Here is a 24,098-nt window from a genome sequence, read left to right on the forward strand (position 1 = left end):
CAAACTGACGCTAATCCTTTATTCAAGAGAGCCCCAGTTTATTGATGCGCTTTTGAAGCGTGGTACGCTTCATTCCTAAGAACTCCGCGGCCCCACCCCGACCGCCGATCTTCCCGCCGGTCCTTTCCAGCGTGTATTTAATATAACGCCGCTGCAATTCATCCAGCGAGGGTTGACCGTTATAGAATTGTCCTGAGTTTGTCTTCTTACCGGCGGGCAGATCTAACTCCAGGGTTTCATCATGGGAGAGGATTACGGCCCGTTCAATGATGTTCTGCAATTCCCTGATATTGCCAGGCCAGTGATAATCTATCAATCGGCCTTCATCTTCCGATGTCAGCTCGTATAAAGGACGTTTGGATTTTGCCGAATACTTCATCAGAAAATGGCGAGCCAACAACGGCACATCCTCCAATCGTTCACGCAGGGGCGGGAGGGTGATGGGCACTACGTTAAGGCGGTAATATAGGTCTTCCCGGAAGCGGCCGGCAGTGACCTCAACCGCCAGATCTCGGTTTGTGGCCACCACCAGTCGAAAATCGGAGGAGATGGTCTGCGTCCCTCCTAACCGGACCAGGGTTTTTTCCTGTAAAACACGGAGCAATTTGACCTGGACAGACTTGGGAATCTCCCCTATTTCATCGATGAACAGGGTTCCGCTATGGGCCAGCTCCAGACGTCCGGCCTTGCGGCGTTCGGCCCCGGTGAAGGCCCCTTTCTCGTGACCGAACAGTTCACTTTCCACCAGGTTCTCAGGGATGGAGGTGGGGTCGACAATCACAAAGGGCCCTTCGTTCCGGCGGCTCATCTGATGGATCCTCTGGGCCAGCAGCTCCTTGCCAACGCCGGTCTCGCCGAGTATCAGAATGGTGCTGTCTGACGAGGCCACGCGGTCCACCTGTCCCAGGATTTTTTTCATCACCTTACTCTCGGCTACAATATTCAGACCATCCGGGTATTGATCCAGATGGATCTTTTCCGTTGCCGATTGCTCCAGGCGCTGTGAAAATTCATACAGGCGGTTGATAAAAATACTCAGAGAGCTCCCCAGTCTGGTCAGCATGGGTTTTTCAAGGAAATCAAAACAATCTTTGACATAAGAATTGTCATGATAGAGAACGCCGCCGGTCTGTCCGGCTATTTCAAGGGGCAGACAGAGGATGGCCCTGACCTTATGGGGCCAATAACCGACCCCTTCCAGTCGAGCCACATGAGGCTGTTTTTCCCTGAAGGATTTGGCTATCAAGGCCAGATTGGACTTGAACGCTTCCGAAAACACTTCGCTTTGGGTCAAATTGTAAGAGCCCCGGAAGACCGGCTTTTCTTTGCTCTTTTCCCGGTTGAACCAGAAAAGGCCCCCCCGCTCGGCGCCGAAAAAACGGTTGGTGGCCGCCACGGCCCTGGCCATCAGGATGTCCAGGTCGGCAGACGGGGCGAGTTCCTGAATCATGGAGACAAATTTTTCCGTTAATTCTTCGCTGTTTTCCTGATTGACCTGGCCGGATGGGTGCACTGTCAACAAATGGCGCAGGTCGTCCGGAAAGAAAACATCTCCGTAGCCGGAAAAACCGTACCAGGCCTTTTGGGCATAGGCCCGGGCCTTTTCTTTTTGGTTCACTTTCAGTTTAAGCCGGGCCAGCTCCAGTCTGGTCTTGGCCAGTTGAATGGAGTCGCCGGATCGGCACAGGAGTTCTTCACTGGCCTGAAGCTCGGCTTCGATGAAGTTGTGGGATTCCTCCCTGGCGGCGGCATCCATGGCCCGCAGCCGGTGGGCGACCCCGCGCAGATGGATGTTAGGTTCCTGCAAATGCCTTTCGATCTCTTGATGATAACTGAGGTCGGGAATGGGTTTCATGCCCAGCCGGTTGAATTCATAAAGGTGTTCCAGGGCCAGGGGAGAGGCGTATTGCCGGATCAGGCCGGCGGTTTTCCCATGCTTGATATTTTTTGATAAGGTCTCCCAGGCCTCGTGGGGGTGTCCATCCATCAGTTGACAATGAGACAGATTTCCAAGAGCAAAGTAATAAGCCAGATCATTTTTGGTTTTTATAGCCTCCTGCCAGGCCCCGTTCAAATGTTGGAAGGCCTCTTCCTTCTTCTTGATCATCAGGAGCACAATGCCCAGCACGGCCCGTATGGTGGTGGCTAAAGACCGGTCGGATCTTTCCAGGGCCAGGCGACGGTAATAATCCAGGGTGCCTATGGCTTGATGGAAACGCCCCAGATAGGCATAACAATAGGCCAGCCAGATGGGACCGGACGGGTTCAGGGCCATCCCCTTGCCGCCGGATTCGTAGATTTGGGCGGCCCGCTCGAAGTGGGGTAAGGCGTCGTTGAAAAGACCCTGGATGTGATAATAAAACCCCAGGAATTCTGCTGAGCGGCTCAAGATATCCTCGTCACCCAGGTCTTCCACCTCGGTTTTACCCTCGGCAAAGAGGGCCAGGGCCTCGTGGCGGCGGTGGGCAAAATAATAAAAACGGCCGAGATGCATAATGATCAAGGCCCGGGAACGCCGGTCGCCCAGGCGTTCGGCAGCGGTTTTAGCGGTTTTTAAATTTGGGGCCGAATCCGTAAAGCCCTTGCCCAGGGCGAAACAGAGATTTGAAAATTCGAGGGTGATAGAGACCAGCAGATCATCACAGCCCCGGTCCGCAGGACAGGAGGAAAGTCGTGTCAGCACCTGTTTTTGTCGGAGCCAGGCCAATTCCAAATCCCCGTCGCTCAAGGCCTTGTGGGCCAAATCCCTTTCCAGATAAGCAGCTTCCTTGATTTGAGCAAGATTCAAAGCAGCAGGATTCGGGTTCACCGAGCACCTCCAATTATTCAAAAAATGAAAAGAATGTCAGCCTTTCATAGCATAATAATAAACATAAAACCAGAATGATTTGTCACTATAGCGGCAACCTATTTTGGGTGATATGCTATTTGAATGCCCTTATAGGGTCATAATTTGCCCCCATAGTGGCCATTATGAATAGTAATAAAATTTTTTATTTTAATTTTCATATAGTTAACTAATAAAAAAGATTTGGCATAAGTTTTGCTCTGAATAGCCTAAAGAATTTAAAATCTAAATTATCAAAGAATTTTTCTGCAGAAAATGGGCAACAATCTTTCAGGATCTTTAGCCATTGATCTCATAGCCAAAGCCGAGAGTCACCCTGACTTCCCGGTTGTCACCTTTGAAAACCATCCCTGGCCGGATGAGGTGCTGACCTACGCGGATATTGTTATCAAGGGAAACAAACTGGCCCGGGCCATTGGAAAAATGGGTTTATGCAGGGGAGACGTTTTCTCCATCATCATGCGCAACCATCCGGAAACGGTGATCGCCATGTATGCGGCTTCGGTTTTGAATGCCGTCCTTATGCCTATCGACCACCAAATGAAAGGGGACCAGCTCTATGGGCAGATCAAGGACTCCGGTTCCAAAGGAATAATCGCAGATGGTGAATTCATGGATTCTGTCGAAGAGATCCTGAAAAACGGAGCGGATGTCCGGCTGATCGGATGTCTGCACCAGACAGTCGAACAGAGAGGGCCTGTTGCTGCGGATTATCCCGATTTAAGGGAAATCCTGGAAGGTCCGGAAGTTCCTATGCTGGCGCCCCGGGCCGGGTCAGTCACTGAACCCTTTCAGATCAATTACAATTGGGAACCCGGCGTTAATCCGAGAAGCATCCCCATAGGCTACGATCGTATCCGGCAGGCCTGTTTCCTGGCTGAGAATGCCTGGCGATATGTTCCTCAGGACAGGCTTTATACCGGCATTTCATTGTCCCACTGGAATGCCCAGATGATCACCCTTTTTCCGGCCCTGTATCAAAAAATCCCGGCGGTCATAAGCCGCCAATTCTCCAAGAATCGTATTTGGGAATTCTGCCATCATCACCGATGCACCACCTTCTCTCTTTTGGGGGGAATGCTGTTGAGTATTTACGCCGAGCCGCCCAGGCCGGATGACCGGGACCATTCCGTCGGGGTGGTCCTGAGCACCGGTACACCCCGGGGGCTCCGGGAGGCCTTCCAGAACCGCTTCGGGGTGGTCATCCATGAATGGTACGGTTCGGGTGAGGGGGGATTTGCTCATAATCCGCCCGGTGCAGGTCCGGCCGGTTCTTTCGGCAAGCCGATGCCTGGCATGATTGAGATGAAGGTAATCCAGGAAGACGGCGCCGAGTGTGCGCCTTATGAGATCGGTGAATTGATCCTGCGCAATGGATGCGGTGCAACCGGGAGGATGTGCCAGGCTGTACCGGCGGCCCCGGGGGCCAAGACGCCGAAAGGATGGCTTCGCAGCGGAGACATGGGCCACCAGGATGCCAAGGGATGGTTTTATTTTGATTTCGCCAAGGGTGACGGCCTGAGGCGTAAAGGGGAATTTATTCTGCCTGAACAGGTGGAAGGGGTGATGGCCGGGCACCCGGATGTGATTGACGTCTGTGTCTATGGGATAAGCCTTCCCTCCGGGGAACCCGGTGATAGCGAACTGGTGGCCGCCATCGTCCCGACCCCGGACAGGATTCCGGATATAAAAAATATCTTTCATTACTCTCTGGCTAGGCTGGAGCGGAATCAGGTCCCTGCTTACATTCAAATCGTTCCTGAAATTCCCAAATCGGCTTCCGAAAAAAATCTGAGCCAATACCTGAAAAAAAAATTCGGTACAAAGGCTGAAAATGTGTACCGTTTCGAGGAATAGAACAGGTTATAAAGCGAGTCATTACGAGGATCAATAGATGGATATGTCACAGACCAGAATACCGGATTTTTTTCCCCGTGAATTAGAAGCCAAGGCGGAAGAAAACCCCGATTTCAAAATTATGACTTTTGAAAACGGAGATTATCCCGATGAAGTGCTGACCTATGCGGATATAGTCATCAAGGGCAGGAAGATGGCCGGCTTATTGAAGGACAGGGGCATAAAGAAAGGCGACACCTTTATTCTCCTGATGAGAAATCACCCGGAGTTCGTTTATTGTCTTTATGCCGCCACGGCCCTGGGGGCGATCATGGTGCCTGTCGATCCCCGCATAAAAGCGGAGAGACTTCAATTCCTGATAAAAGATTCCAAATCCCGGGGGATCATCCTGTCCAGCGAGTTTATAGACCATATCCAGGGGCTTCTTCAAGGCCTCCCGCAGGTCCCGGTGATCGGTGTGGCCTGTAAGCAGGGCTTCGAGGCGCTCGGGATGGGGGAATACCCTGATCTTAACGAAATCCTGAAGGGACCGGAAGTCCCTCCCCCTGATCAAAGGAACCAGACTCCTGATGCCCCGATTCAGATCATGTATACCTCCGGAACTACCGGGGACCCCAAGGGGATTGTCATCAGGGGAAGCCGTTTTACGAACTTTTCCATAATGGCCCAGCTCGTCTGGCAATACGGCCCCGAGGATAAACTTTATACCGGACTTTCGCTGACCCACGGCAACGCCCAGGGTGTGACTTTGATCCCTTCCTTATTTCATTCGATTCCTTCAGTCATCAGCCGGAAATTCACCAAAAGCCGTATATGGGACCTCTGCAGAAAATACGGGTGCACGAATTTCTCCCTGTTGGGAGGGATGATGATGGGAATTTACAGTGAAGTGCCGAGATCGGACGATGCCGATAACCCGGTGCGCGTGGTCCTGAGCGCCGGCACCCCCCGGGCTATATGGGAGGCCTTTGAAATGCGTTTCCAGGTGGTTATCCATGAATGGTACGGGGCCATGGAAGGGGGATTCGCCCACAGGCCGCCCGGTGTCGGACCGATAGGCTCTTTCGGCAAACCCGTCGAAGGGCTGGCGGAGATGAAGGTGGTCCGGGAGGATGACCGTGAATGCCTTCCCGGCGAAATCGGCGAGCTGATCAGCCGCGAGACAGGCCGGACTGTGGAAGTGGAATATTTCGGAAACCAGGAGGCCTCGGAGAAGAAAACCCGTGGAGGCTGGCTCCGTTCCGGAGACATGTGCCATCGGGACGAAGAGGGCTATTTTTTCTTCGATTACCGCAAAGGTGGGGGACTGCGAAGGGCGGGAGATTTCATCATGCCAGAACATGTAGAGGCCATTATCGCCAGACATCCGGATGTGGACGACGTCTGCGTCTACGGCATTCCGGCGGCATCGGGGGCCCCCGGGGAGAGCGATGTCGTGGCCGCTGTGGTCGCGGTCGAAACAGGTACCCTGAACATCCGATCGGTCTTCAGGCTTTGTGACGAAAATCTGGAAAGAAACGCCGTGCCTTCTTTTATTCAAGTCATCGGCGAAATTCCCAAAACGGCCTCGGAGAAAAACCTCGATCGGGTGCTGAGGGAACAATTCAGGAAGGATGGGGAGGATGTATACCATCTGGGGGATTATCTATAGAGTTCGGAGTTCGGAGTGAGCCAGTTTCATGCTTCGTCGGTGCCCAAACAGGCATGAGGATTTAATACGATAATAGAATTTGTTTAATGTAGCACAGCCGCCCTCGGCTGTTTCCACTAATGCCTCATTTTCATATTTCATGGTGTCCTTTGAGGCATAAGGGTTTAAAAAGGAGAATGGATCGTATGCGCAAAGTCAAGATTATCGGGGGGGCCATGACTAAATTCGGACGTCACCTGGACCGTAATTTAAAATCACTGGTTGAAGAAGCGGTCAGCGGCGCCTTGAAAGATGCCGGAGTGTCCAAAGATCAGCTTGAAGGGGTCTGGGTGGGCAATGCCTCCCAAGGCATCCTGCAGGGGCAGGAATCTATCAGGGGTCAGGTGGTCATGAGGGCCATGGGCATCGGCGGTATTCCGGTTATCAACGTTGAAAATGCCTGCGCCTCCTCGGCCACAGCCCTCCACGGGGCCAGGGCCATGGTGGCCCTGGGGGACATGGATGTGGCCCTGGTGGTGGGTATGGAAAAGATGTACTCGGAAGACCGAAGCAAAGTCCTGCCGGCCTTTACGGGGTGCATGGATGTGGAGATTCTGCCTCAGCTTATGCAGGCCTTCGCCGAGCAGGAGGAAAGGATCAAGAAGGAACAGATGATCCGGGGGGAAGGCCGGAAGCAGAAGTCCGGGCAGCGTTCCGTGTTTATGGATGTCTATGCCCTGAATGCCCGGAGCCACATGAAAGAGTACGGCACCACCCAACGGCAGTTGGCCGTCATCGCCTCGAAAAATCATTATCACTCCTCCATGAATCCCCTGGCCCAATATCAAAATACCTTTACCGTGGAAGAGGTCCTAGAATCCCCGGAAGTCACCTGGCCTCTAACCCGGCCCATGTGCTCACCCATCGGAGACGGTGCGGCTGCCCTGATCATCTGCTCGGAAGCCTTTGCCAGGAAGATAGGGGCTGCCTATGGTATCGAAGTGGCCGCCTGTATGTTGGCCAGTGGAGAGGACCCGGACCAGGAAAAAGGCGCCAGCACCCTTTCCCGTCTATCCAGGAAGTCTTATGAGAAAGCCGGCCTAGGGCCGGAAGATATCGACCTGGCCGAGGTCCACGATGCCACGGCCTTCGGGGAGTTGTATGCCAGCGAGGAATTGGGTTTTTGCCCTCTGGGCGAGGGCGGGGCCTTTGCCGAGGCCGGTCACAGCACCCTGGGCGGAAAGCTTCCCATCAATGTCTCCGGCGGCCTGGAATCTCAAGGCCATCCCATCGGGGCCACCGGTGTGCGGCAGGTGGTGGAGCTTTATTGGCACCTGGCCGGGAAAGGGCAGGCCGGCCAAAGGCAGGTCGAGGGGGCCAAGGCCGGACTGGCCCAAAATGCCGGTGGAACCGTCAATGGATCGGAGGGGGCCCTGTCCGTGACCATTTTGAAGAGATAAGGATCAAAAAACATTTTTACCGATTCAGAAAGGAAGAAGACCATGCCTCGAAGCTTCGAAGAACTCAAGCCCATGCTCCGACCTACGGGGGTCCATATGGGCGTGATGCGAGTGGATGCGGAAAAGTGCACCGCCTGCGGCCTGTGCCTCAGGAACTGTCCTTTCAAGTGCTGGGAGATGGGTGAAAAGGGGTTTCCCGTCATGAAGGCGGATAATGCCTGCTTTTCCTGTTTCAACTGCCTGGTAGCCTGTCCGACGGAGGCCGTTTCCATCGTTGAATCATACCATGTGGATGAAGGCTTTTTTGACACCTGGCTCCCCGTACTCAAAATGCCTCTCGAACCCAGGGATGCTGAAGACCGACCCGATGACTGGAACAAGGTGGAGCGGACCATCCTGGAGCGGCGCAGTGTGCGTAATTTCAAAGAAAATCCCATTCCCGAATCGCTGATACGGCGGGTCCTGGAAGCGGGACGTTTCGCCCCCAGCGCCGGCAACCATCAACCCTGGAAGTTCACCGTGGTCACGGACAAGGCCTTCATCGATCAGCTTGAGGAGGCCTGTTATGCTGTCTGGAACGGGATGTACCCCATGTTCCAGGATGACCAGACGGTCATGAACCTGGTAGATACTGTGCCGGTTGGGGCCTTCGATCCCCGGGTCCAGGGGGGAATAAGGTGCGTGATCCGAAAGGAGCTGCCCATCTTTAATAATGCCCCGGTGGTTATCTTCCTGGGTTGTCACGAAAATATGGCCTTTCCGGAGCAACATTCCGGCATCTGCGGACAGAACATGAACCTGTCTGCCAAGTCCCTGGGACTGGGTTTCTGCTGGAGTAATTTCGGATCGGCCGTCAATTTCATCCCGGAGTTGAAGTCCAGACTGGGCTTCGATGACCCCTGGCGGGTTTATTCGTCCCTGTGTCTCGGGTTCCCCAAATTCAAACAGGAAGGTCTGGTCCCCCGCTATTTCAGGCCCATAACCTGGTTTCGCCCCGGGACCGAGGGACCCCAGGTGGAGGGATAGTTCTATCAAAATGCAAGTTTCAAGATGCAAGATGCAGGTTTCAAAGCAGAGATGAACAGTGAACCGTATTTTCGAACTAAATTGCGAATCATTTTTTCCAATTAATCATACTTGCAACTTGGGACTTGAGACTTGAAACTATTTTTTCTTATTAAGAAAGGAGAAAGCCCATGGAATATTTAGATCTGGATCTCAATTTGACCGACAAGGATAGGGCCATCCGGCAAAGCGCCCATGAATTCGCCAAAGAGGTCATGCGTCCCATTGCCAAGCAGTTGGACGAGATGAAACCGGAGGAGGCCATCGCCCCCGGCTCACCCTACTGGGATTTTTTAAAACAGGCATATGAACTGGGATACCACAAATTCGGCCTTCCGGAACAATACTCGGGTATGAACACTTCATTGCTGCAAACCATGCTGATCGTGGAAGAACTGGCCTGGGGTAGCGCCGGTCTGGCCGTGGCCCTGGGCGTGGCCGGCATGCCGGCCCAGTTGGCTGCCCTGGCTCCGAATGATGACCTGGTAAAAAATATCATCGTTCCTTTTTGCGAATGCCGTGACGGCAGCATGCGGGGCTGTTGGGGCATTACCGAACCCGACCATGGCTCGGACACCCTGATGCCCGGTTATCCCAGTTTCCGGGACCCTAAAATCGAGGCCAACTGTCGGGCCCGGCTGGACGGCAATGAATGGGTGATCAACGGCCAGAAATCTTCCTGGGTGTCCTGCGGGACTGTTTCCACTCACTGTCTTCTGTACTGTCAGATCGATTCTTCCATGGGGCATGCCGGCAGCGGAATCTTTATCGTGCCGGCCGATCGCCCCGGTGTCTCCAAGGGCAAACCCCTGAACAAGCTCGGCCAGAGGGATGAGAATCAGGGAGAGATCTTCTTTGATGAGGTTCGTATTCCGAAATCGTACCAGATCTGCGGGCCGGAGGCCTATGAAGCCTTTTTGGAAGGCACCCTGGCCGGGACGATGTGTATGATGGGCATCATCGGAACAGCCATAGGCCGGGCGGCTTATGAAGAATCCCTGGCCTACGCCAAGAAACGGGTCCAGGGGGGGAGAACCCTGATCGATTATACCCACGTCAAAATGACCCTCTTCAATATGCTCCGGCGGGTCGAAGCCAGCCGTTATTTGACCCGGAACGCCTTCATCTATAACCAGACCGTGGCTCCACCGGCCCTGGAATATTCCCAAATGTCCAAGATCCAGGGGACTGAAACGGCCTTTAAGAACACTCATGAAGCCATCCAGATTTTTGGCGGGAACGGGCTGGCCAAAGAATTTCTGATCGAAAAACTTTTCCGGGATGCCCGGGCGACCCTGATCGAGGACGGATCCAATCAGATTATAGCCATCGCCGGAGGACACACATTAGCAGAAACGTATCCAAGAAGAAAATAAATTTGCAATTCGGATTTCGGAATAAACCGTTTTCATAAATCGTGGTGACTTAAACAATGTTCCGACATTCGTTTAAAAAATATTCATCAATTGTGGTGTAGTAATGCAGTTTCAAGGTTCACGCATGACGAACCTTGCACCTTGCACCTTGAACCTTTTTTCCCGAAAGTGTGAACAACCATGGCTGAGACGATCATTAAAGGGGGAAATTTTTTGTTCGATTCCGTTCATTCGGAGGATGTTTTCACCCCCGAGGACATGGACGGGGAACAGAAACTGCTTTCCCAGGTGACCGATGAATTTTTGCAGGGCGAGGTGGAACCCCGCATCAAGGAACTGGAGGCCGGGGATGAAGGACTGATGGTGGCCCTTTTCAAAAAGTCCGCCCCCCTGGGATTGCAGGGACTGGATATCCCGGAAGAGTTCGGCGGTATGGAACTGAAGGCCACCAGTTCTCTGATCGTTACGGAAAAGACGGCCTTAGGCGGTCCCTTCGGTGTGGCCAGCCTGGATCATACGACCTTTGCCACTTTGCCGATCCTTTATTTCGGGACAAAGGAACAGAAGAAGAAATATCTGAAGGCCCTGGCCGAGGCCGTTAAAATCGGGGCCTTTGCCTTGACCGAACCAAATTCAGGATCGGATGCCCTGAATGCCGGCACCACGGCCACCCTTTCTGAAGACGGCGACTATTACCTCCTCAATGGTGAAAAACAGTTTATCAGTAATAGTGCCTATGCCGGTCTTTTCATTCTCTTTGCCAAAATTGATGACAGAGATTTTTCGGCCTTTATCGTCGACCGGGATTCCGAGGGGCTGTCTCTGGGGGAAGAGGAGGACAAGATGGGTATCAAGGGCACTTCCACCCGAAGCGTCTTAATGCAGAATGTCCGGGTGCCCTGTCAAAACCTCCTCCTGGGGCCGGGGAAAGGGGCCCAGGTGGCCTTCAGCACCTTAAACCTGGGCCGTTACAAAATGGCCGGTCTGTGCCTTGGAAACGCCAAGCTGGCCTTGAAGGATTCCATCGGTTATGCCCGGAACCGGCTCCAGTTCGGCCGGCCTATTGCCGATTTCGGCCTCATCAGGGAAAAGATAGCGGAGATGGCGGTTCGTATATTTGCCGCTGAAAGCATGCTTTACCGGACGGCCGGGCTGATTCAGGAAGGACTTGAGGGAATGGATTTTTCCCTTGATCAGCCCGGGCCGGATCAGTCCGCAAGGCTCCAGAAATACGCTATGGAATGCTCCATCAATAAGATCTATGCCTCGGAGATGCTCCATTATGTGACCCATGAGGCGGTCCAGATCCATGGGGGCTATGGCTATATTAAAGACTACCCGGTGGAGCGGTATTACCGGGATGCCCGTATCAATTTGATTTATGGGGGGACCAACGAGATCAACCGCCTGTTGATTGCCCGCCTCCTTTTTAAGAAGGCCCTATCCGACGGCCTTTCTCTGACCGATGACCTGGTGCAGGCCCTTTCGGAAAAGAGAGGCCTGTCTGCCCCTTCCGGTTCCGATGGCCTCGGGTTGGAGGAAATGGCCTTTCGAGTGGAAAAGGCCAAGGGGGCGACCCTGCAGGCTGTTAAGGCGGTTTATGATGCCTATCCCGAAGACCTGGAAGAACAGCAGGAGGTGGGGGGAATGATTGCCAACATCCTCATCGAAATCTTTGCTATGGAAAGCAGCCTGCTCAGAATCCTGAAGATCACAGAAAAACGAAAAGGGGAGGGGGCTGAAATTCCAGAGGCCATCTCCGGGGTGATCGTCAGCGAGGGCTTAATGAAGGTGCGCCAATATTTTAAGAGCCTTTTCAGCAATCTTTTTCAGGGAGATGAACTCAAAGACCGTTTGACGGCCTTAAGGATCCTGAGCGAACCTTTACCGGCTGATTTAATCGGCCTTCGACGGAAGATCGCCGAGGCCATGATCAAGACCGGGAGATATTTTATTGTTTGAAACGAAAAGACGGTTCAAGGTTCAAAGTCCGGAAAATCAAGTTCGGAGTTTAGAGTTCGGAGTTCGGAGTAAATCATTTTCATGTTTCGTGTCGCCCCGGTGGGGAATAAGGGTTTGGAAATAAAAAGCATAAAAATAGATTCAATCTCGTTAAAAGAGGGAAACCGATGCACATCATCGTCTGTTTAAAACAAATCATCGACCCGGAGACCCCGGCAGAAGACTTTAGGGTGGATCCTGCAGCCAGGCGGGCCATTTTACCTCAGGACCGGGGATATGTCATCAGCGATTATGATGCCAATGCCCTGGAAGGGGCACTCAGGCTCAAAGACCGGGGAGATTCGAAGGTAACAGTATTCAGCCTGGGGGAAGAACGGACCAAGGAAGCCCTGCGCAAGGCCCTGGGTATGGGGGCCGATGAGGCTATTCTTTTGAGTGATCCTCTGTACGATGATGCCGACAGCTTTGCCGTGGCCCATGTCCTGAGTCAGGCCATCAAGAAGGCCGATCCCTTTGACCTTATTTTGTGCGGGAGACAGGAAGGGGACTGGGACGCCGGCCAGGTGGGCTCAGGAATGGCCGAGCTTCTGGGCCTTCCCAGCGCCACCTGTGTAGGCGGTATAGAAGTCCAAGACGGAAGCATCATAGTTGAAAGAATAGTTGCCGATGGGCGGGAAACTATCGAACTCCCTTTGCCGGCTGTGCTGACTATCAGCAGTGAAATCGGTGTTCCCCGGTATGCGCCTTTAAAGGGCGTCATGGCCGCCTTTGAAAAAAACATTCCTGTCTGGAATGCCGAGGTGATCCCTCCGGCTGAATCCCGGAACCGTATGCTCGATTTGTTTATTCCGGTCCGGAAAGAAGAGGAGTGCCTGTTTATAGAAGGCGATACTCCGGAGGAGGCCGGGATCAATCTGGCCCTGCGGCTCAGGAATGCCAAGCTTATCTGATTTCGAATTTCGGAATGCGGATTTCGGAATTGAAATACCTTGAACCTTAAACCTGTTTTTATGAGAGGTTGAGATGAAACAAGGGGTCTTTATTGTAGGTGAGATGAGGGATGGGAAGATGGCTTCCATAACCGCTGAACTATTAGGTGTCGGTCGGAAGCTGTCCGATGAACTGAACCAGGAACTTTCAGCCCTGTTCATAGGATTGGGTATTACCGATGCCGCCGGGGAGGCCATCGCCTTCGGGGCGGACAGGGTGTACGTCATGGATAATCCCCTGTTCAAGGATTATTTGACGGAATCCTATGTGGCGGCTTTGGAAAATTTGTGCCAACAGGCAGGACCTGGGATTTTACTTCTGGGACAAACATCGATGGGCAAGGATCTGGCCCCGTCATTGGCCTTCCGAATGAAGACCGGCCTGACCATGGATTGTGTGGACCTGACCATTGATCCGGAAACCAGGCACCTTAGAAAAACCAAGCCGGTTTATGGCGGCAATGCTTTGGCTGTATTTGTGTGTGAATCAGGGCGGCCTCAAATGGCGACCATAAGGCCAAAGGCCATGTCTCCCCTGCTCCCGGATCCTTCCCGGAAGGGTGAGGTCGTCCCCTTCGATCCGAAGATAAACCCTTCGGCCCTGCGGACCCGCTTGATTGGCAGAAAGAAAACCGAGATTGAAGGGATAAAACTGTGCGAGGCCGAGGTTGTCGTCTCCGGAGGAAGAGGCCTGGGCGGCCCGGAACCCTTCCAAAAACTGGAGACCCTGGCCAAAATACTCCATGGTACGGTCGGTGCTTCCAGACCGCCCTGTGATGACGGGTGGGTCCCTTCCCACTACCAGGTGGGCCTGACCGGTGAACTGGTCGCCCCCAATTTATATATAGCGGTGGCCATATCCGGGGCCTCCCAGCATCTGGCCGGCATGCAGGGTTCCAAAAATATCGTGGCCATCAACAAAAACCCCAAGGCCGGTATCTTCAGATTGGCCAAGTTCGGCATTGTCGGTGACTACCAAACCATATTACCGGCCTTTACTGAAAAATGCAGGGAACTTCTGGCGGATTAAAAATCATGCCCTTCGTCCACCCCTCCGCTGAAACCTATTTCGGGATTCCGGGTTATGTTCTGTCCTGGGTTATTCTTATTGCAGCCCTGGCCTTATTTTCCTGTACCCTTTACCAACGGATTTTATTGCTCCGTTCCGGACAGCCGGACCCCCGCTTTTCCCAATTGGACCGAAGATTCCTGGGGTTGATCCGTTACGGTCTGATTCAAAAAAAACAACTGCGCTATTTTGGGGCCGGTATAATTCATTATCTGATTTTTACCGGATTCATCATCCTGAGCCTCCGATCCCTGGACCTGATCATCCAGGGGCTGGGAGGCGGCTATGAGCTGTACTGGTTGAAAGGGTCTTTCGGGGGTTTTTACAACAGCTTGAAGGACGTCTTTGAACTGCTGGTCCTGGCCGCCGGTCTCTGGGCCATCCTGAGACGGCTCCTGCTTCAGCCAGAACGCTACCGGCGCAATGGAGATCCAGGCCATCAGTCAGAGGCTTATCTGGTATTGGGCCTGATCGTTTTTCTGATGATCACGGATATCCTTTTTGAAGCCGGTCGCCTGGCTTCCACTTCCCAGGTTTCCCGGGGCTGGCTTCCGGCGGCTGCTTTGGGGGCCTGGACCCTTTCCGGATCTCTTCCGTCTACAGGGGCGGTTCTTTCCAGCACCGTCTATTGGCTGCACCTGCTGGCCTTTTTTTTCTTTTTAAACTTCCTCCCCCTGGCCAAGCATTTTCACATCATCACGGCCCTGCCCAATGTCTTTTTCCGCAAGCTTGAAAAAGGAGGGATCAAACCGGCCCGATGGGGAATCGAAAATCCGGAAGACCTGGACAGCCTGGGGGTGGGCCGACTGACGGATTTTACCTGGAAGCACCTGCTAGACTTTTTTAGTTGCACGGAATGCGGCCGCTGTTCCGATCAATGTCCGGCCAGGGCCGTAGGCCGGCCTTTGTCTCCTAAAATGTTCACCATCAAGTTAAGGGATTACGGGTATTCGAAGGAGGAAAACAAAATCGCGATGACCGGCGGCCTGATCACCACCGATGAAATCTGGTCCTGCACGACCTGCGGGGCCTGTGAGGAGGAATGCCCGGTCTGTATCGAGTATATTGACAAGATGATTGACCTGCGCCGTCATCTCATCGAGACCTCGCAAACTCCCAAATCATTTAATTCCGTTTTGATGCAGATCGAAAAGACCGGAAATCCCTTCGGCAAACCGGCTTCCAAAAGGGCTGACTGGACCAAAGAGGTGCCGGGACTCCTCGTCCCGATTCTGAAAGCGGGAGATGAGGCCGAGGTTCTTTACTTTGTTGACGGCTATGCTTCCTATGACCCCAGGGTCCAGATCATAGCCCAGGCTATCGTTCAGGGGCTTCACCGTTCTAACATCCAATTCGGCATCCTGGGGGCTAGAGAAAAAGATTCCGGCCATCAGGTCCGCCGTCTGGGGGAGGAAGGCCTTTTCCAAAACCTGTTGGAAGAAAATATGGAGACCCTGGGCAGCCGCCGGTTTAAACAGATTGTCACCACCGATCCCCATGCCTTCAACACCCTTAAAAAGGATTATCCCGGAGATCTTCCGGTCATGCACTATAGCCAATTCTTTTTGCCCCTCATTCAGGACGGCCGGCTCAAACCGGCAAAGGCCCTGGCTCCCGGGGATGTCTATACCTATCATGACCCCTGTTATTTAGGCCGGCATAACGGCCTTTATGATCCGCCCCGGCAGATCCTCAAGACCTTGCCGGGCATGAACTTAGTGGAGATGCAGCGCTGCCGGGACCGGAGTTTTTGCTGCGGCGGCGGAGATGTCAATCTCTGGCATGAGATCGAAGGAGAGGAAATGCGTATGGCCGGAAAAAGGGTCCGGATGGCCCGGGATGCCGGGGCGAACGTCATCGTCACCGCCTGCCTCTTTTGCCTGCTTAATTTGGAAGATGCGGTCAAGACCGCCGGTCTGGATAAGGAAATGCGGGTAACGGATCTGATGGAATTGGTGGTTTCTACGATCTAAAAAATAGCCTTCAGGGATCGGGGATTGGCGAAAGACATTTTCATGATTCGTGGCGCCCCATGGGTATGAAGGTTTAGTTCGAAAATAGATTTAAATATGTAGCACAGCCGCCCTCGGCTGGGAACCGCTAAAGACAGCCTTAAACCTTCTCAGGAGGTATGTTTTGTGGACATCATTGTCTGTGTAAAAAGGGTCCCTTTTACCCAAGAGGTGGACCTGGAGATTGGTCAGGACAAAAAGGATATCGACCGGTCCCCGCTGGTTTATGCCTTGAACGATTGGGATGGTTATGCCATAGAAGAGGCCGTTCTGATCAAAGAGCAATTCGGCGGGACCATCACGGCCATCACCCTGGGCAGCGAAGACGATGAAGAGGTCTTAAGAAGATGCCTGGCCGTGGGGACTGACAAGGCCATGCGCATCGATCCCGGGAGCAGGGAATTGGACGGCTATGGGATTTCCAGGGTCCTTTCGGAGGTCATCAGAGGACTTTCTTTTGACCTGATTCTCACCGGTGTCCAGGCCGAAGACGACAACCAGGCCATGATCGGGATCATGACGGCCGAACAACTGGGCCTGGCCCATGCCGCCGTGGTGACCGGGATCGAGGTAAAGGATCAATCGGCCCTGATTCGCTGCGAACTGGAAGACGGGCTGGAAGAACGATCCATCCTCAGCCTCCCGGCCCTGCTGACCATCCAGAGCGGGATCAATGAACCCCGCTATGTGTCCCTCATGGGCATAAAAAAAGCGGCTAAAAAAGGGATCGAAACGGTCCTTTTGACTGATTTGAATCTGACCGAAGAGGACCTGGCCCCGAGAACGCACATCGAAGAAGTCTATCTGCCGCCGGATACCGAAGGGGCCGATATGATCATCGGTGAGCCTTCCCGGATCGCCGAAGAGATTTTACGCCTATTGAAAGAAAAGGGGGTGAGGACCTGATGAATCCGATCTTTGTCCTGGTGGAGCACCGTCGCGGAAAGATCCGGGATATAACTTTTGAAATGCTCGGGAAGGCCGGGGACTTGAGCCATTGGCAGGGCTGCCCCCTGACCGTGGTTTTAATCGGCTGGGAAGTAACCCCTTTTTTGCAGGAGCTTTCCGGCTGGGCCGATACCATCCTGGTGGTGGAAAAGGAAGAATTGAAAAACTTTGATGCCGGGTTATACCAGGAGGTCCTCCATCAACTCATTCAGGAATACCGGCCTTGTATTACTCTTATGGGCCAGACCTCCTGGGGGTTGGATCTGGCCCCGGCCCTGGCTGTTAAAACCGGGTTTCCATTGGCCACAGATTGCCTGGATATCCTCACGGACGGGGATCAGGTGAAAGCCATCCGCCAGGCCTATGGCGGCAAGGTCTTCACCCGGGTCGCTTTAAAGAAGTCTGCCGGATACCTGATGACCGTACGGGCCGGGGCTTTCTCCCCAGAGAAGACCGAAGAACGGAAGGGAGAGATCATTAAACAGGAGCTTAAGGCCGATCTGCCAGAACCGCGCCGGCGCTTTGTGGAATTTGTGGAAAATGGGGCCGGTGAGATCGATATCGCCCAGGCGGAGTTCCTGATCTCCGTGGGCCGGGGCATCGGTGAGGAAGAAAACCTGACCCTGGTAAAAGACCTGGCCCAGTCCCTGGGCGGGGTCCTGTCCTGTTCCCGGCCGATTGTGGACAAGAAGTGGCTGCCCAAATTTCACCAGGTGGGCACCTCCGGCAAATCGGTCAAGCCCAAGGTCTATCTGGCCCTGGGGATCAGCGGGGCCTTTCAGCATCTGGCCGGGATCAGCGGGGCCGGCACGGTTATCGCCGTCAACAAGGATCCCAAGGCCCCTATCTTCCGGGTGGCCGATTACGGTGTGGTGGAAGATCTTTTCAAGATCCTCCCGGCGTTGATGGAAAAGGTATGAAAAACCTAATATCGAATATCGAATAATGAATATCGAATGTCGAAGGAAGGAAAAAACTTCATGTTTCGAATCTCAATATTTTCAGATTAAGGAGAAGCTATGGAAGGATTGGTAGGGGCCGTGGTCGATGCCTTAATGCTATCGTCCATATACATCCTGGTCTCCCTGGGTTTCGCCCTGATCCTGAGCATCATCGGGATCCTGAATTTCGCCCATGGGGCCCTCTATATGATCGGGGGGTATATCTGCTATTGGCTTTCCACACAGTTGGGCTTGAATCAATGGCTATCGCTACTCATGGCGGCAATCATACTCGGGTTGATCGGTTTATTTCTGGAAAGATTTTGTTTTCGTCCCTTCGTCGGTGACGCAAACCGCACCATCATCATGGCCATAGCTTTGATTCTCATCCTTGAGACCACCATCAATGTGCTGGCCGGCGGCGTTACCCGGACCATCTCCTCTTTTGTCCCTGGAATTCTAAAAGCCGGGGCTGTTTCCGTGAGCCTGGAAAGGGTGGCCACCTTTTTCATGGCCGGAATTCTGCTGCTCATCCTGACCTTGTTCATTGGGAAAACCAGGGCCGGCCAACAGATGCTGGCTGTTTCCCAGGAACCGGAAGGGGCTATCTTACAGGGAATTCGCATCCACCGCATTTCGGCCCTGGCAGTGGTCATGAGTTGTGCTTTGGCGGCGGTAGCCGGATCTTTTATGGGTGCTATTTTCGATCTTAAACCGTTTATGGGTGGGCCCATGCTGGTCAAGGCCATTCAAGTGGTCGTTTTGAGCGGAATAGGCAATATAGGCGGCATATTGGCCGGAGGATTGATCATCGGCACCTTGGATGCAATTCTGCCGCTTTTGGCCGACGGAGCGGTTACCCAGGCCGTCGGTCTGGGCATCATTATCGTGCTTTTGCTTTTCAAACCCCAGGGGCTGTTCGGCCGGGAGGTAGCCTGAACCATGGCGAAAAAGCAATCCATGGGAATGAAAACAACCCACAGATACGGATGGATAAAGGCCTTCCTGCTGACGGGGCTGGTGGCCATTCTGGCCATGATTCCGCTGATGATTAAGTCTGTTTATCTTTTGCACATCTTTATCCTGGTTTTAGTCTATGTCATTGCTGCCAGCAGCCTGCGGACCATCGCCATTTCCGGCCAAATGTCTCTTGGCCATGCCGGTTTCATGGGCATCGGGGCTTACACCTCGGCTATCCTGGCCAAGCAATTGGAATGGACCCCCTGGGTCACCATGCCCTTGGGGGCATTGGCTGCCATGGTGGTGGCCATAATGGTCGGCTACCCCTTTTCGAGATTACGGACTTTCTATTTTTCCATGGTCAGTCTTTTTTTCGGCATAGGCATTTTGGCGATTAACACCATTTTCAGCCGTTTTACCGGAGGTTACTATGGCTTGGCCGGGATCCCGCCGTTGTTTGTGGCCTCCAAGGTTCCATTCTTTTTCTTCTTCTTGGGGCTAACCGTTTTTTGTCTGCTCATACTTTACAGATTTGAAACTTGTCGGATTGGCACGAGTCTGAAGGCCGTGGCCCAATCTCATGCTGTAGCCGCCAGTGTGGGGATTAATGAATCCGGATACCGGGTACTGGCCTTGGCTGCGGGTTCCTTCGTGGTCGGGTTGGCTGGTGCCGGATATGGGCACTATAATCTGGTTTTGTCCCACAGTACCTTTGATCTGGTAGCCAGCATTAACCTCATGGTCTATATGATCGTTGGTGGCATGAGCAGCTTTGCCGGACCGATTGTCGGCGCGGCTATTTTGGTTATTATTCCAGAGATGTTTCGTGATCTGAAGATGTACACACCTTACGTCTTCGCCGGAGTGGTCATCCTGATTATTTTTCTGGTGCCTCAAGGGCTTGTCGGCCTGTATGAAAAGACCGGATTTCTAATTAAGAAGTCGGATGACGGAGGTCAAGACGGCCGTGTTGCTTAAAATTAAAAAATTATCAAAATTCTTCGGCGGCTTGACGGCTGTGGCCAACCTGGACATGGTGGTCAGGGAAGGGGAGATGGTCGGGCTCATCGGTCCTAACGGGGCCGGTAAAACGACCCTGTTTAACCTGATCACGGGTTTTTTGCGTCCCACCGCAGGAAGAGTTTTGTTCGAAGAAAAGGATATCACTGGCCTGAAACCCCACACGGTGGCCAGGCTGGGCATAGGCCGTACCTTTCAACTGAATCCGCTTTTCGCCGACTTTACGGTTTTGCAGAACATCATCGCTTCTTTCTTTCTTCACCCGAAATCGAGTTTGTGGGCGGCCTATTTCAACACCTCCACCTACCGTCATAACGAATACCAAATTGGAGAACAGGCTCTGGAGATTCTGGAATTATTAGGATTAGATCGGGTGAAGGACAACTTGGCCAGGAATCTGCCCCATGGATACCAGAAGATGCTGGGTATCGCCAGAGCCCTGGCCACCAGGCCGAAACTGTTGTTACTCGACGAGCCGTTAGGAGGGATGAATGAGGATGAGATCGCCTTTGCCATGGGCATTATCGAAAAGACCCGGCAGCAAGGGATCTCCATTCTGCTAGTCGAGCATAACATGCAGATCATGGACATCGTGGATCGGGTGGTGGTGATGAACTTCGGCCAGAAAGTCTGCGAAGGCACGATCGAGGAAGTCAGAGAAAACCAGCAAGTCGTGGAGGCCTATTTTGGCATCGAAGAACCTGCTTGAAGTAAAAGAGATAAAGATCCAATACGGCAAGGCGGTGGCCATAGAGGACGTAACACTCACCGTTGCCGAGGAAAGCATCGTCAGTATCATCGGTGCCAACGGAGCGGGCAAGACCACCCTTTTGAGGGCCATTTCCGGTTTGACGCGCCTGCGCTCGGGGGAGATCTGGTTTGATGATAAGAGGATAGACCGGATGGATCCTGCCGATATCGTCAAGATGGGCCTGATCCACATTCCCGAAGGCCGGAAGCTTTTCCCCTATCTCACTGTCCTCAGCAACCTTAATCTGGGCGCCAGTCTGCGCCGGGATAAGGACGGCATCAAGAAGGAAATGGACGAGATCTTTGAGTACTTCCCAAGGTTGCACGAGAGACGGAACCAAAAGGCCGGCACCTTGAGCGGTGGGGAACAGGAGATGCTGGCTATTGGCCGGGGTCTGATGGCTAGACCAAAGCTCCTGTTGATGGATGAGCCTTCCTTGGGATTGGCACCAAAAGTGGTTCTTGATCTGGCTCCGGTGATCCGGAACATTAACAGCCGTGGGGTGTCTGTTCTTTTGGTGGAACAAAGCATCCCCTTGGTCCTTCGAGTGGCCCAGTGGGGTTACGCCTTGAAAGTCGGCAAGGTGGTCATGGATGCCGAGATAACCCACTTCAAAGCCGGACTAATCAAGAAGGCCTACTTGGGGGGATGATGACCCATGAAGATCGGTTCAAGGTTCAAGGGTCAGGGTGCAGGGTTCAAGGTTCAAGAAAAACCTCTTTCATTAATGATGCGGCCATACCCATCGACAATGCCTGTACGGCCCAATAAGGTCAGGTCAGATAAATGAAAAGTATTCTGCCCAGTAATGGCAGGGAAAGGAGGCTGGATCAAAAAGCCCTTAAAACCGAGGGAAGGGTCTGATGCGTAGATTGAAATTTGTCAATCTTAATTCGAAAAAAGAGGAGGACCAAGAATGAGAGCAAAAAGGTCATTATTGTCTGTTGGCAGCGCAGGTGCAGTTCTGCTTATAGTATTGCTGCTTTTTTCTTCTATTGGGCTTAGTGCGGAAAAGACCCAACAAGAGAAAGGACACCCCAAGATATTAAACATCGGCTGCATCGGCGCCCTGACGGGGTTTGCGGCACCCGGAGAGATGCCCATGGTGCAAGGAAGTCAAGTGGCCGAGGATTGGATCAACGAAAAGGGCGGGATTACCATTAAGGGAGAAAAATACCGCGTAAAGCTGGTCACCGAGGACCATAAGAGCACTGCCGAGGGCGCGGCCTCTGCGGCCACCAAACTGGTTCATGACCAAAAAGTGAAGTTTATCATCGGCGGGGTCATGCCATTCACCAATATCGCCATACGCAGCGTGACGGAACCGGCCAAAGTTCTTAACGCCGGGATCTACAACGTCGGTACCCCGGATGAGTACGGGCTGAAAACACCGTATACCTTCGTTACTATGAACGGCACTATCGAAGGTATGTATACTATGCTCGATTATATAAGTCAGGCTCACCGCGAGGTTAAAAAAATTGCCGTCCTTATTCCAGAAGATGGCAGTATTCCTCACCTTCAGCCGAGAATCGTGCAGATTGCCAAGGACCGCGGAATGATTGTGGCGGACGTGATCGGTTGGGCCCTCGATACGGTGGATTTTACCCCCATCGCGAAAAAAGCTCTTGCCCGCAACCCGGACGGGATATGTATGATAAACGGATGGCCGTCCATGACGGGCGGCATCCTTAAAGTCGCTCGTCAGTTAGGCTATACGAAGCCTATTTGGGTAACCAGCTATCAGCCTGCTGACGATACGCTCAAGGTGTCGGGTAAGGAAGCATCAACGGGATTCTATCTTCAGGGTCTTTTAGCCAACGACCCCAAGAACCCGCCACTCGTTACCGAAATATTTCGCCGGCTCAAAGCCAAATTTGGACACGAGAACATATACTACTCAAGCGTTGGATTTGATAACCTCTGGATGATGGTGCAGGCCATCGAAGCAGCTCAGAGCTTCGACCCCACGGTGGTAAAGAACAAATGGGAAAAGATGAGCGCCATGAAAAGCGTCTGGGGAGCCGCACACTTAGGAGGGCTGAAGACCTACGGGATCAAGCATACCATGTCCCATCCCATACCGGTAATAAGCTACGTAAACGCTGAACCGAAGACCATGAAATGGATGGACATCATAACCCCTTAAGGGGGTAACAAAGTTCATTTTTCATCGGGGCAGTGCGGGCCGCCTGCCCTGGATTTTTCAGGGAGAAGGAGTCTGTGCGGATTTGCTGTCGGGGTGTTATGAAACCAGGAAATCCTAGCGCGTAGCGGGTTATTAAATGCCTCGGAGAATGGATAGCGCGTAGGCGGGACTTGATGTTAGGTAATAAGATCTAAACAGTTAACAAGGGGATTAACGTATGAAGCTGAACAACAGAGTTGCCTTGGTTACCGGCGCGGGCAGTGGTATTGGGAGGGCCATCGCGGTTGAATTAGCGCAGGAAGGGGCTAAGATTGGTGTAAATGACATCAATGAGAAGGCTATTGATGAGACTCTCAGGATACTTCAGGATCTGGGTGCCTCCGGCATCGCTTTGAAGGCCGACATAGGGAACGTATCCGAGGTGAAAGGAATGTTTAAGAAACTGAAAGAGACCTACGGCACGATCGACATCCTGGTCAATAATGCCGGTATTGCCATGCCGCCATCCTGGGTCGTTTATAAAGAAAGGTCCAATAATGCCGCCTTAAAGGCGATGGGTGAGGTGATGGAGACAGGGAAAATGCAGGAATCCATGAAAATAACCTCCTCCTTTGAAGACGAATGGTGGCTGATTACGTTGAATGTCCATCTCAACGGGACTTTTTATTGCACCCGGGAGGCCCTGAAAATCATGGAGGAAAAAAGGAAAGGGAAGATCATTAATCTGTCCTCCGTCACGGCCCTGCATGGCGAACCAATTGTACCTGCTTACTCCGCCGCGAAGGCCGGTATCATCGGATTTACCAAGGCCGTGGCCCAGGAGGTCATTGGCTCCGGCATCATTGTGAATGCCTTGGCGCCGGGATACATTGATACGCCGTTGCTCGACGGCATGGACGACCGGGTCAAACAGATGATCATCGCCCGTACACCTGCCGGACGACTAGGCAACGCCAAGGAAATTGCCTCGCTGGTAGCCTATCTGGCTACGGACGATGCCAATTATATTGTTGGGCAGGTTATCAGTCCCAATGGGGGGATGGTTATTTAATTCGAAGGAG

At 52.9% G+C, this 24,098-nt stretch carries 18 protein-coding genes; 17 read left to right on the forward strand and 1 reads right to left on the reverse strand.

All coding sequences use genetic code 11. From position 1 onward, the window contains the following. Nucleotides 1-22 precede the first annotated feature (22 nt). Entirely contained in the window at nucleotides 23-2,809 is a 2,787-nt protein-coding gene (locus HY879_00865; GenBank protein MBI5601883.1) for a sigma 54-interacting transcriptional regulator, read from the reverse strand. A gap of 294 nt (nucleotides 2,810-3,103) precedes the next feature. Between HY879_00865 and HY879_00870 the strand changes: the two genes are divergently transcribed. The 17 genes from HY879_00870 (at nucleotide 3,104) to HY879_00950 (ending at nucleotide 24,088) form a co-directional block, all read left to right on the forward strand. Next, nucleotides 3,104-4,705, forward strand: coding sequence for an AMP-binding protein (locus HY879_00870; protein ID MBI5601884.1), 1,602 nt, complete (start codon nucleotides 3,104-3,106; stop codon nucleotides 4,703-4,705). 37 nt (nucleotides 4,706-4,742) lie between these two features. Then, nucleotides 4,743-6,356 (forward strand): AMP-binding protein, encoded by a 1,614-nt coding sequence (locus tag HY879_00875; GenBank protein ID MBI5601885.1) that lies wholly within the window; start codon nucleotides 4,743-4,745, stop codon nucleotides 6,354-6,356. Nucleotides 6,357-6,541: 185 nt separating this feature from the next. Then, a complete protein-coding gene (locus HY879_00880) occupies nucleotides 6,542-7,795 on the forward strand; it encodes a thiolase family protein (GenBank protein MBI5601886.1) in 1,254 nt (417 codons plus the stop codon). Between the two features lie 42 nt (nucleotides 7,796-7,837). After that, nucleotides 7,838-8,821 carry a nitroreductase family protein gene (locus HY879_00885; protein MBI5601887.1) on the forward strand — a complete coding sequence of 328 codons (984 nt, stop codon included), beginning with the start codon at nucleotides 7,838-7,840 and terminating at the stop codon, nucleotides 8,819-8,821. Nucleotides 8,822-8,991: 170 nt separating this feature from the next. Next, nucleotides 8,992-10,236, forward strand: coding sequence for an acyl-CoA/acyl-ACP dehydrogenase (locus tag HY879_00890; GenBank protein ID MBI5601888.1), 1,245 nt, complete (start codon nucleotides 8,992-8,994; stop codon nucleotides 10,234-10,236). Between the two features lie 213 nt (nucleotides 10,237-10,449). Then, nucleotides 10,450-12,198, forward strand: coding sequence for an acyl-CoA dehydrogenase family protein (locus HY879_00895; GenBank protein MBI5601889.1), 1,749 nt, complete (start codon nucleotides 10,450-10,452; stop codon nucleotides 12,196-12,198). A gap of 167 nt (nucleotides 12,199-12,365) precedes the next feature. Continuing rightward, on the forward strand, nucleotides 12,366-13,148 hold the full coding sequence (locus HY879_00900) for an electron transfer flavoprotein subunit beta/FixA family protein (protein ID MBI5601890.1): 783 nt from the start codon (nucleotides 12,366-12,368) through the stop codon (nucleotides 13,146-13,148). A 73-nt stretch (nucleotides 13,149-13,221) separates the two neighbouring features. Continuing rightward, complete coding sequence (locus HY879_00905) at nucleotides 13,222-14,217, forward strand: electron transfer flavoprotein subunit alpha/FixB family protein (protein ID MBI5601891.1); 996 nt, start codon at nucleotides 13,222-13,224, stop codon at nucleotides 14,215-14,217. Nucleotides 14,218-14,222: 5 nt separating this feature from the next. Continuing rightward, a complete protein-coding gene (locus HY879_00910) occupies nucleotides 14,223-16,229 on the forward strand; it encodes a (Fe-S)-binding protein (GenBank protein MBI5601892.1) in 2,007 nt (668 codons plus the stop codon). A gap of 165 nt (nucleotides 16,230-16,394) precedes the next feature. After that, nucleotides 16,395-17,174: an electron transfer flavoprotein subunit beta/FixA family protein gene (locus tag HY879_00915; protein ID MBI5601893.1), complete on the forward strand. Its 780-nt coding sequence runs from the start codon at nucleotides 16,395-16,397 to the stop codon at nucleotides 17,172-17,174. Beyond that, nucleotides 17,174-18,136, forward strand: coding sequence for an electron transfer flavoprotein subunit alpha/FixB family protein (locus HY879_00920; protein MBI5601894.1), 963 nt, complete (start codon nucleotides 17,174-17,176; stop codon nucleotides 18,134-18,136). The genes HY879_00915 and HY879_00920 overlap by 1 nt, the downstream gene beginning before the upstream one ends. A gap of 99 nt (nucleotides 18,137-18,235) precedes the next feature. After that, nucleotides 18,236-19,096, forward strand: coding sequence for a branched-chain amino acid ABC transporter permease (locus HY879_00925; GenBank protein MBI5601895.1), 861 nt, complete (start codon nucleotides 18,236-18,238; stop codon nucleotides 19,094-19,096). A 3-nt stretch (nucleotides 19,097-19,099) separates the two neighbouring features. After that, nucleotides 19,100-20,095 carry a branched-chain amino acid ABC transporter permease gene (locus HY879_00930; GenBank protein MBI5601896.1) on the forward strand — a complete coding sequence of 332 codons (996 nt, stop codon included), beginning with the start codon at nucleotides 19,100-19,102 and terminating at the stop codon, nucleotides 20,093-20,095. Next, nucleotides 20,064-20,846, forward strand: a complete 783-nt coding sequence (locus HY879_00935) for an ABC transporter ATP-binding protein (GenBank protein MBI5601897.1) — start codon at nucleotides 20,064-20,066, stop codon at nucleotides 20,844-20,846. Before HY879_00930 ends, HY879_00935 begins: the two co-directional genes overlap by 32 nt. Then, nucleotides 20,839-21,540, forward strand: coding sequence for an ABC transporter ATP-binding protein (locus tag HY879_00940; protein ID MBI5601898.1), 702 nt, complete (start codon nucleotides 20,839-20,841; stop codon nucleotides 21,538-21,540). Before HY879_00935 ends, HY879_00940 begins: the two co-directional genes overlap by 8 nt. A gap of 264 nt (nucleotides 21,541-21,804) precedes the next feature. Continuing rightward, entirely contained in the window at nucleotides 21,805-23,037 is a 1,233-nt protein-coding gene (locus HY879_00945; GenBank protein ID MBI5601899.1) for an ABC transporter substrate-binding protein, read from the forward strand. Nucleotides 23,038-23,254: 217 nt separating this feature from the next. After that, nucleotides 23,255-24,088 carry a 3-oxoacyl-ACP reductase FabG gene (locus HY879_00950; protein MBI5601900.1) on the forward strand — a complete coding sequence of 278 codons (834 nt, stop codon included), beginning with the start codon at nucleotides 23,255-23,257 and terminating at the stop codon, nucleotides 24,086-24,088. Nucleotides 24,089-24,098: the final 10 nt, after the last annotated feature.

This window comes from Deltaproteobacteria bacterium (genome assembly GCA_016219225.1).
In the GTDB taxonomy this organism is placed as follows: Bacteria; Desulfobacterota; RBG-13-43-22; order RBG-13-43-22; family RBG-13-43-22; genus RBG-13-43-22.

Bases quoted from the DNA above. Each gene is read 5' to 3' on its own strand.
- HY879_00870 (MBI5601884.1), top strand. From the start codon at position 3,104: ATGGGCAACAATCTTTCAGGATCTTTAGCCATTGATCTCATAGCCAAA.
- HY879_00875 (MBI5601885.1), top strand. From the start codon at position 4,743: ATGGATATGTCACAGACCAGAATACCGGATTTTTTTCCCCGTGAATTA.
- HY879_00880 (MBI5601886.1), top strand. From the start codon at position 6,542: ATGCGCAAAGTCAAGATTATCGGGGGGGCCATGACTAAATTCGGACGT.
- HY879_00885 (MBI5601887.1), top strand. From the start codon at position 7,838: ATGCCTCGAAGCTTCGAAGAACTCAAGCCCATGCTCCGACCTACGGGG.
- HY879_00890 (MBI5601888.1), top strand. From the start codon at position 8,992: ATGGAATATTTAGATCTGGATCTCAATTTGACCGACAAGGATAGGGCC.
- HY879_00900 (MBI5601890.1), top strand. From the start codon at position 12,366: ATGCACATCATCGTCTGTTTAAAACAAATCATCGACCCGGAGACCCCG.
- HY879_00905 (MBI5601891.1), top strand. From the start codon at position 13,222: ATGAAACAAGGGGTCTTTATTGTAGGTGAGATGAGGGATGGGAAGATG.
- HY879_00910 (MBI5601892.1), top strand. From the start codon at position 14,223: ATGCCCTTCGTCCACCCCTCCGCTGAAACCTATTTCGGGATTCCGGGT.
- HY879_00920 (MBI5601894.1), top strand. From the start codon at position 17,174: ATGAATCCGATCTTTGTCCTGGTGGAGCACCGTCGCGGAAAGATCCGG.
- HY879_00925 (MBI5601895.1), top strand. From the start codon at position 18,236: ATGGAAGGATTGGTAGGGGCCGTGGTCGATGCCTTAATGCTATCGTCC.
- HY879_00930 (MBI5601896.1), top strand. From the start codon at position 19,100: ATGGCGAAAAAGCAATCCATGGGAATGAAAACAACCCACAGATACGGA.
- HY879_00935 (MBI5601897.1), top strand. From the start codon at position 20,064: ATGACGGAGGTCAAGACGGCCGTGTTGCTTAAAATTAAAAAATTATCA.
- HY879_00945 (MBI5601899.1), top strand. From the start codon at position 21,805: ATGAGAGCAAAAAGGTCATTATTGTCTGTTGGCAGCGCAGGTGCAGTT.
- HY879_00950 (MBI5601900.1), top strand. From the start codon at position 23,255: ATGAAGCTGAACAACAGAGTTGCCTTGGTTACCGGCGCGGGCAGTGGT.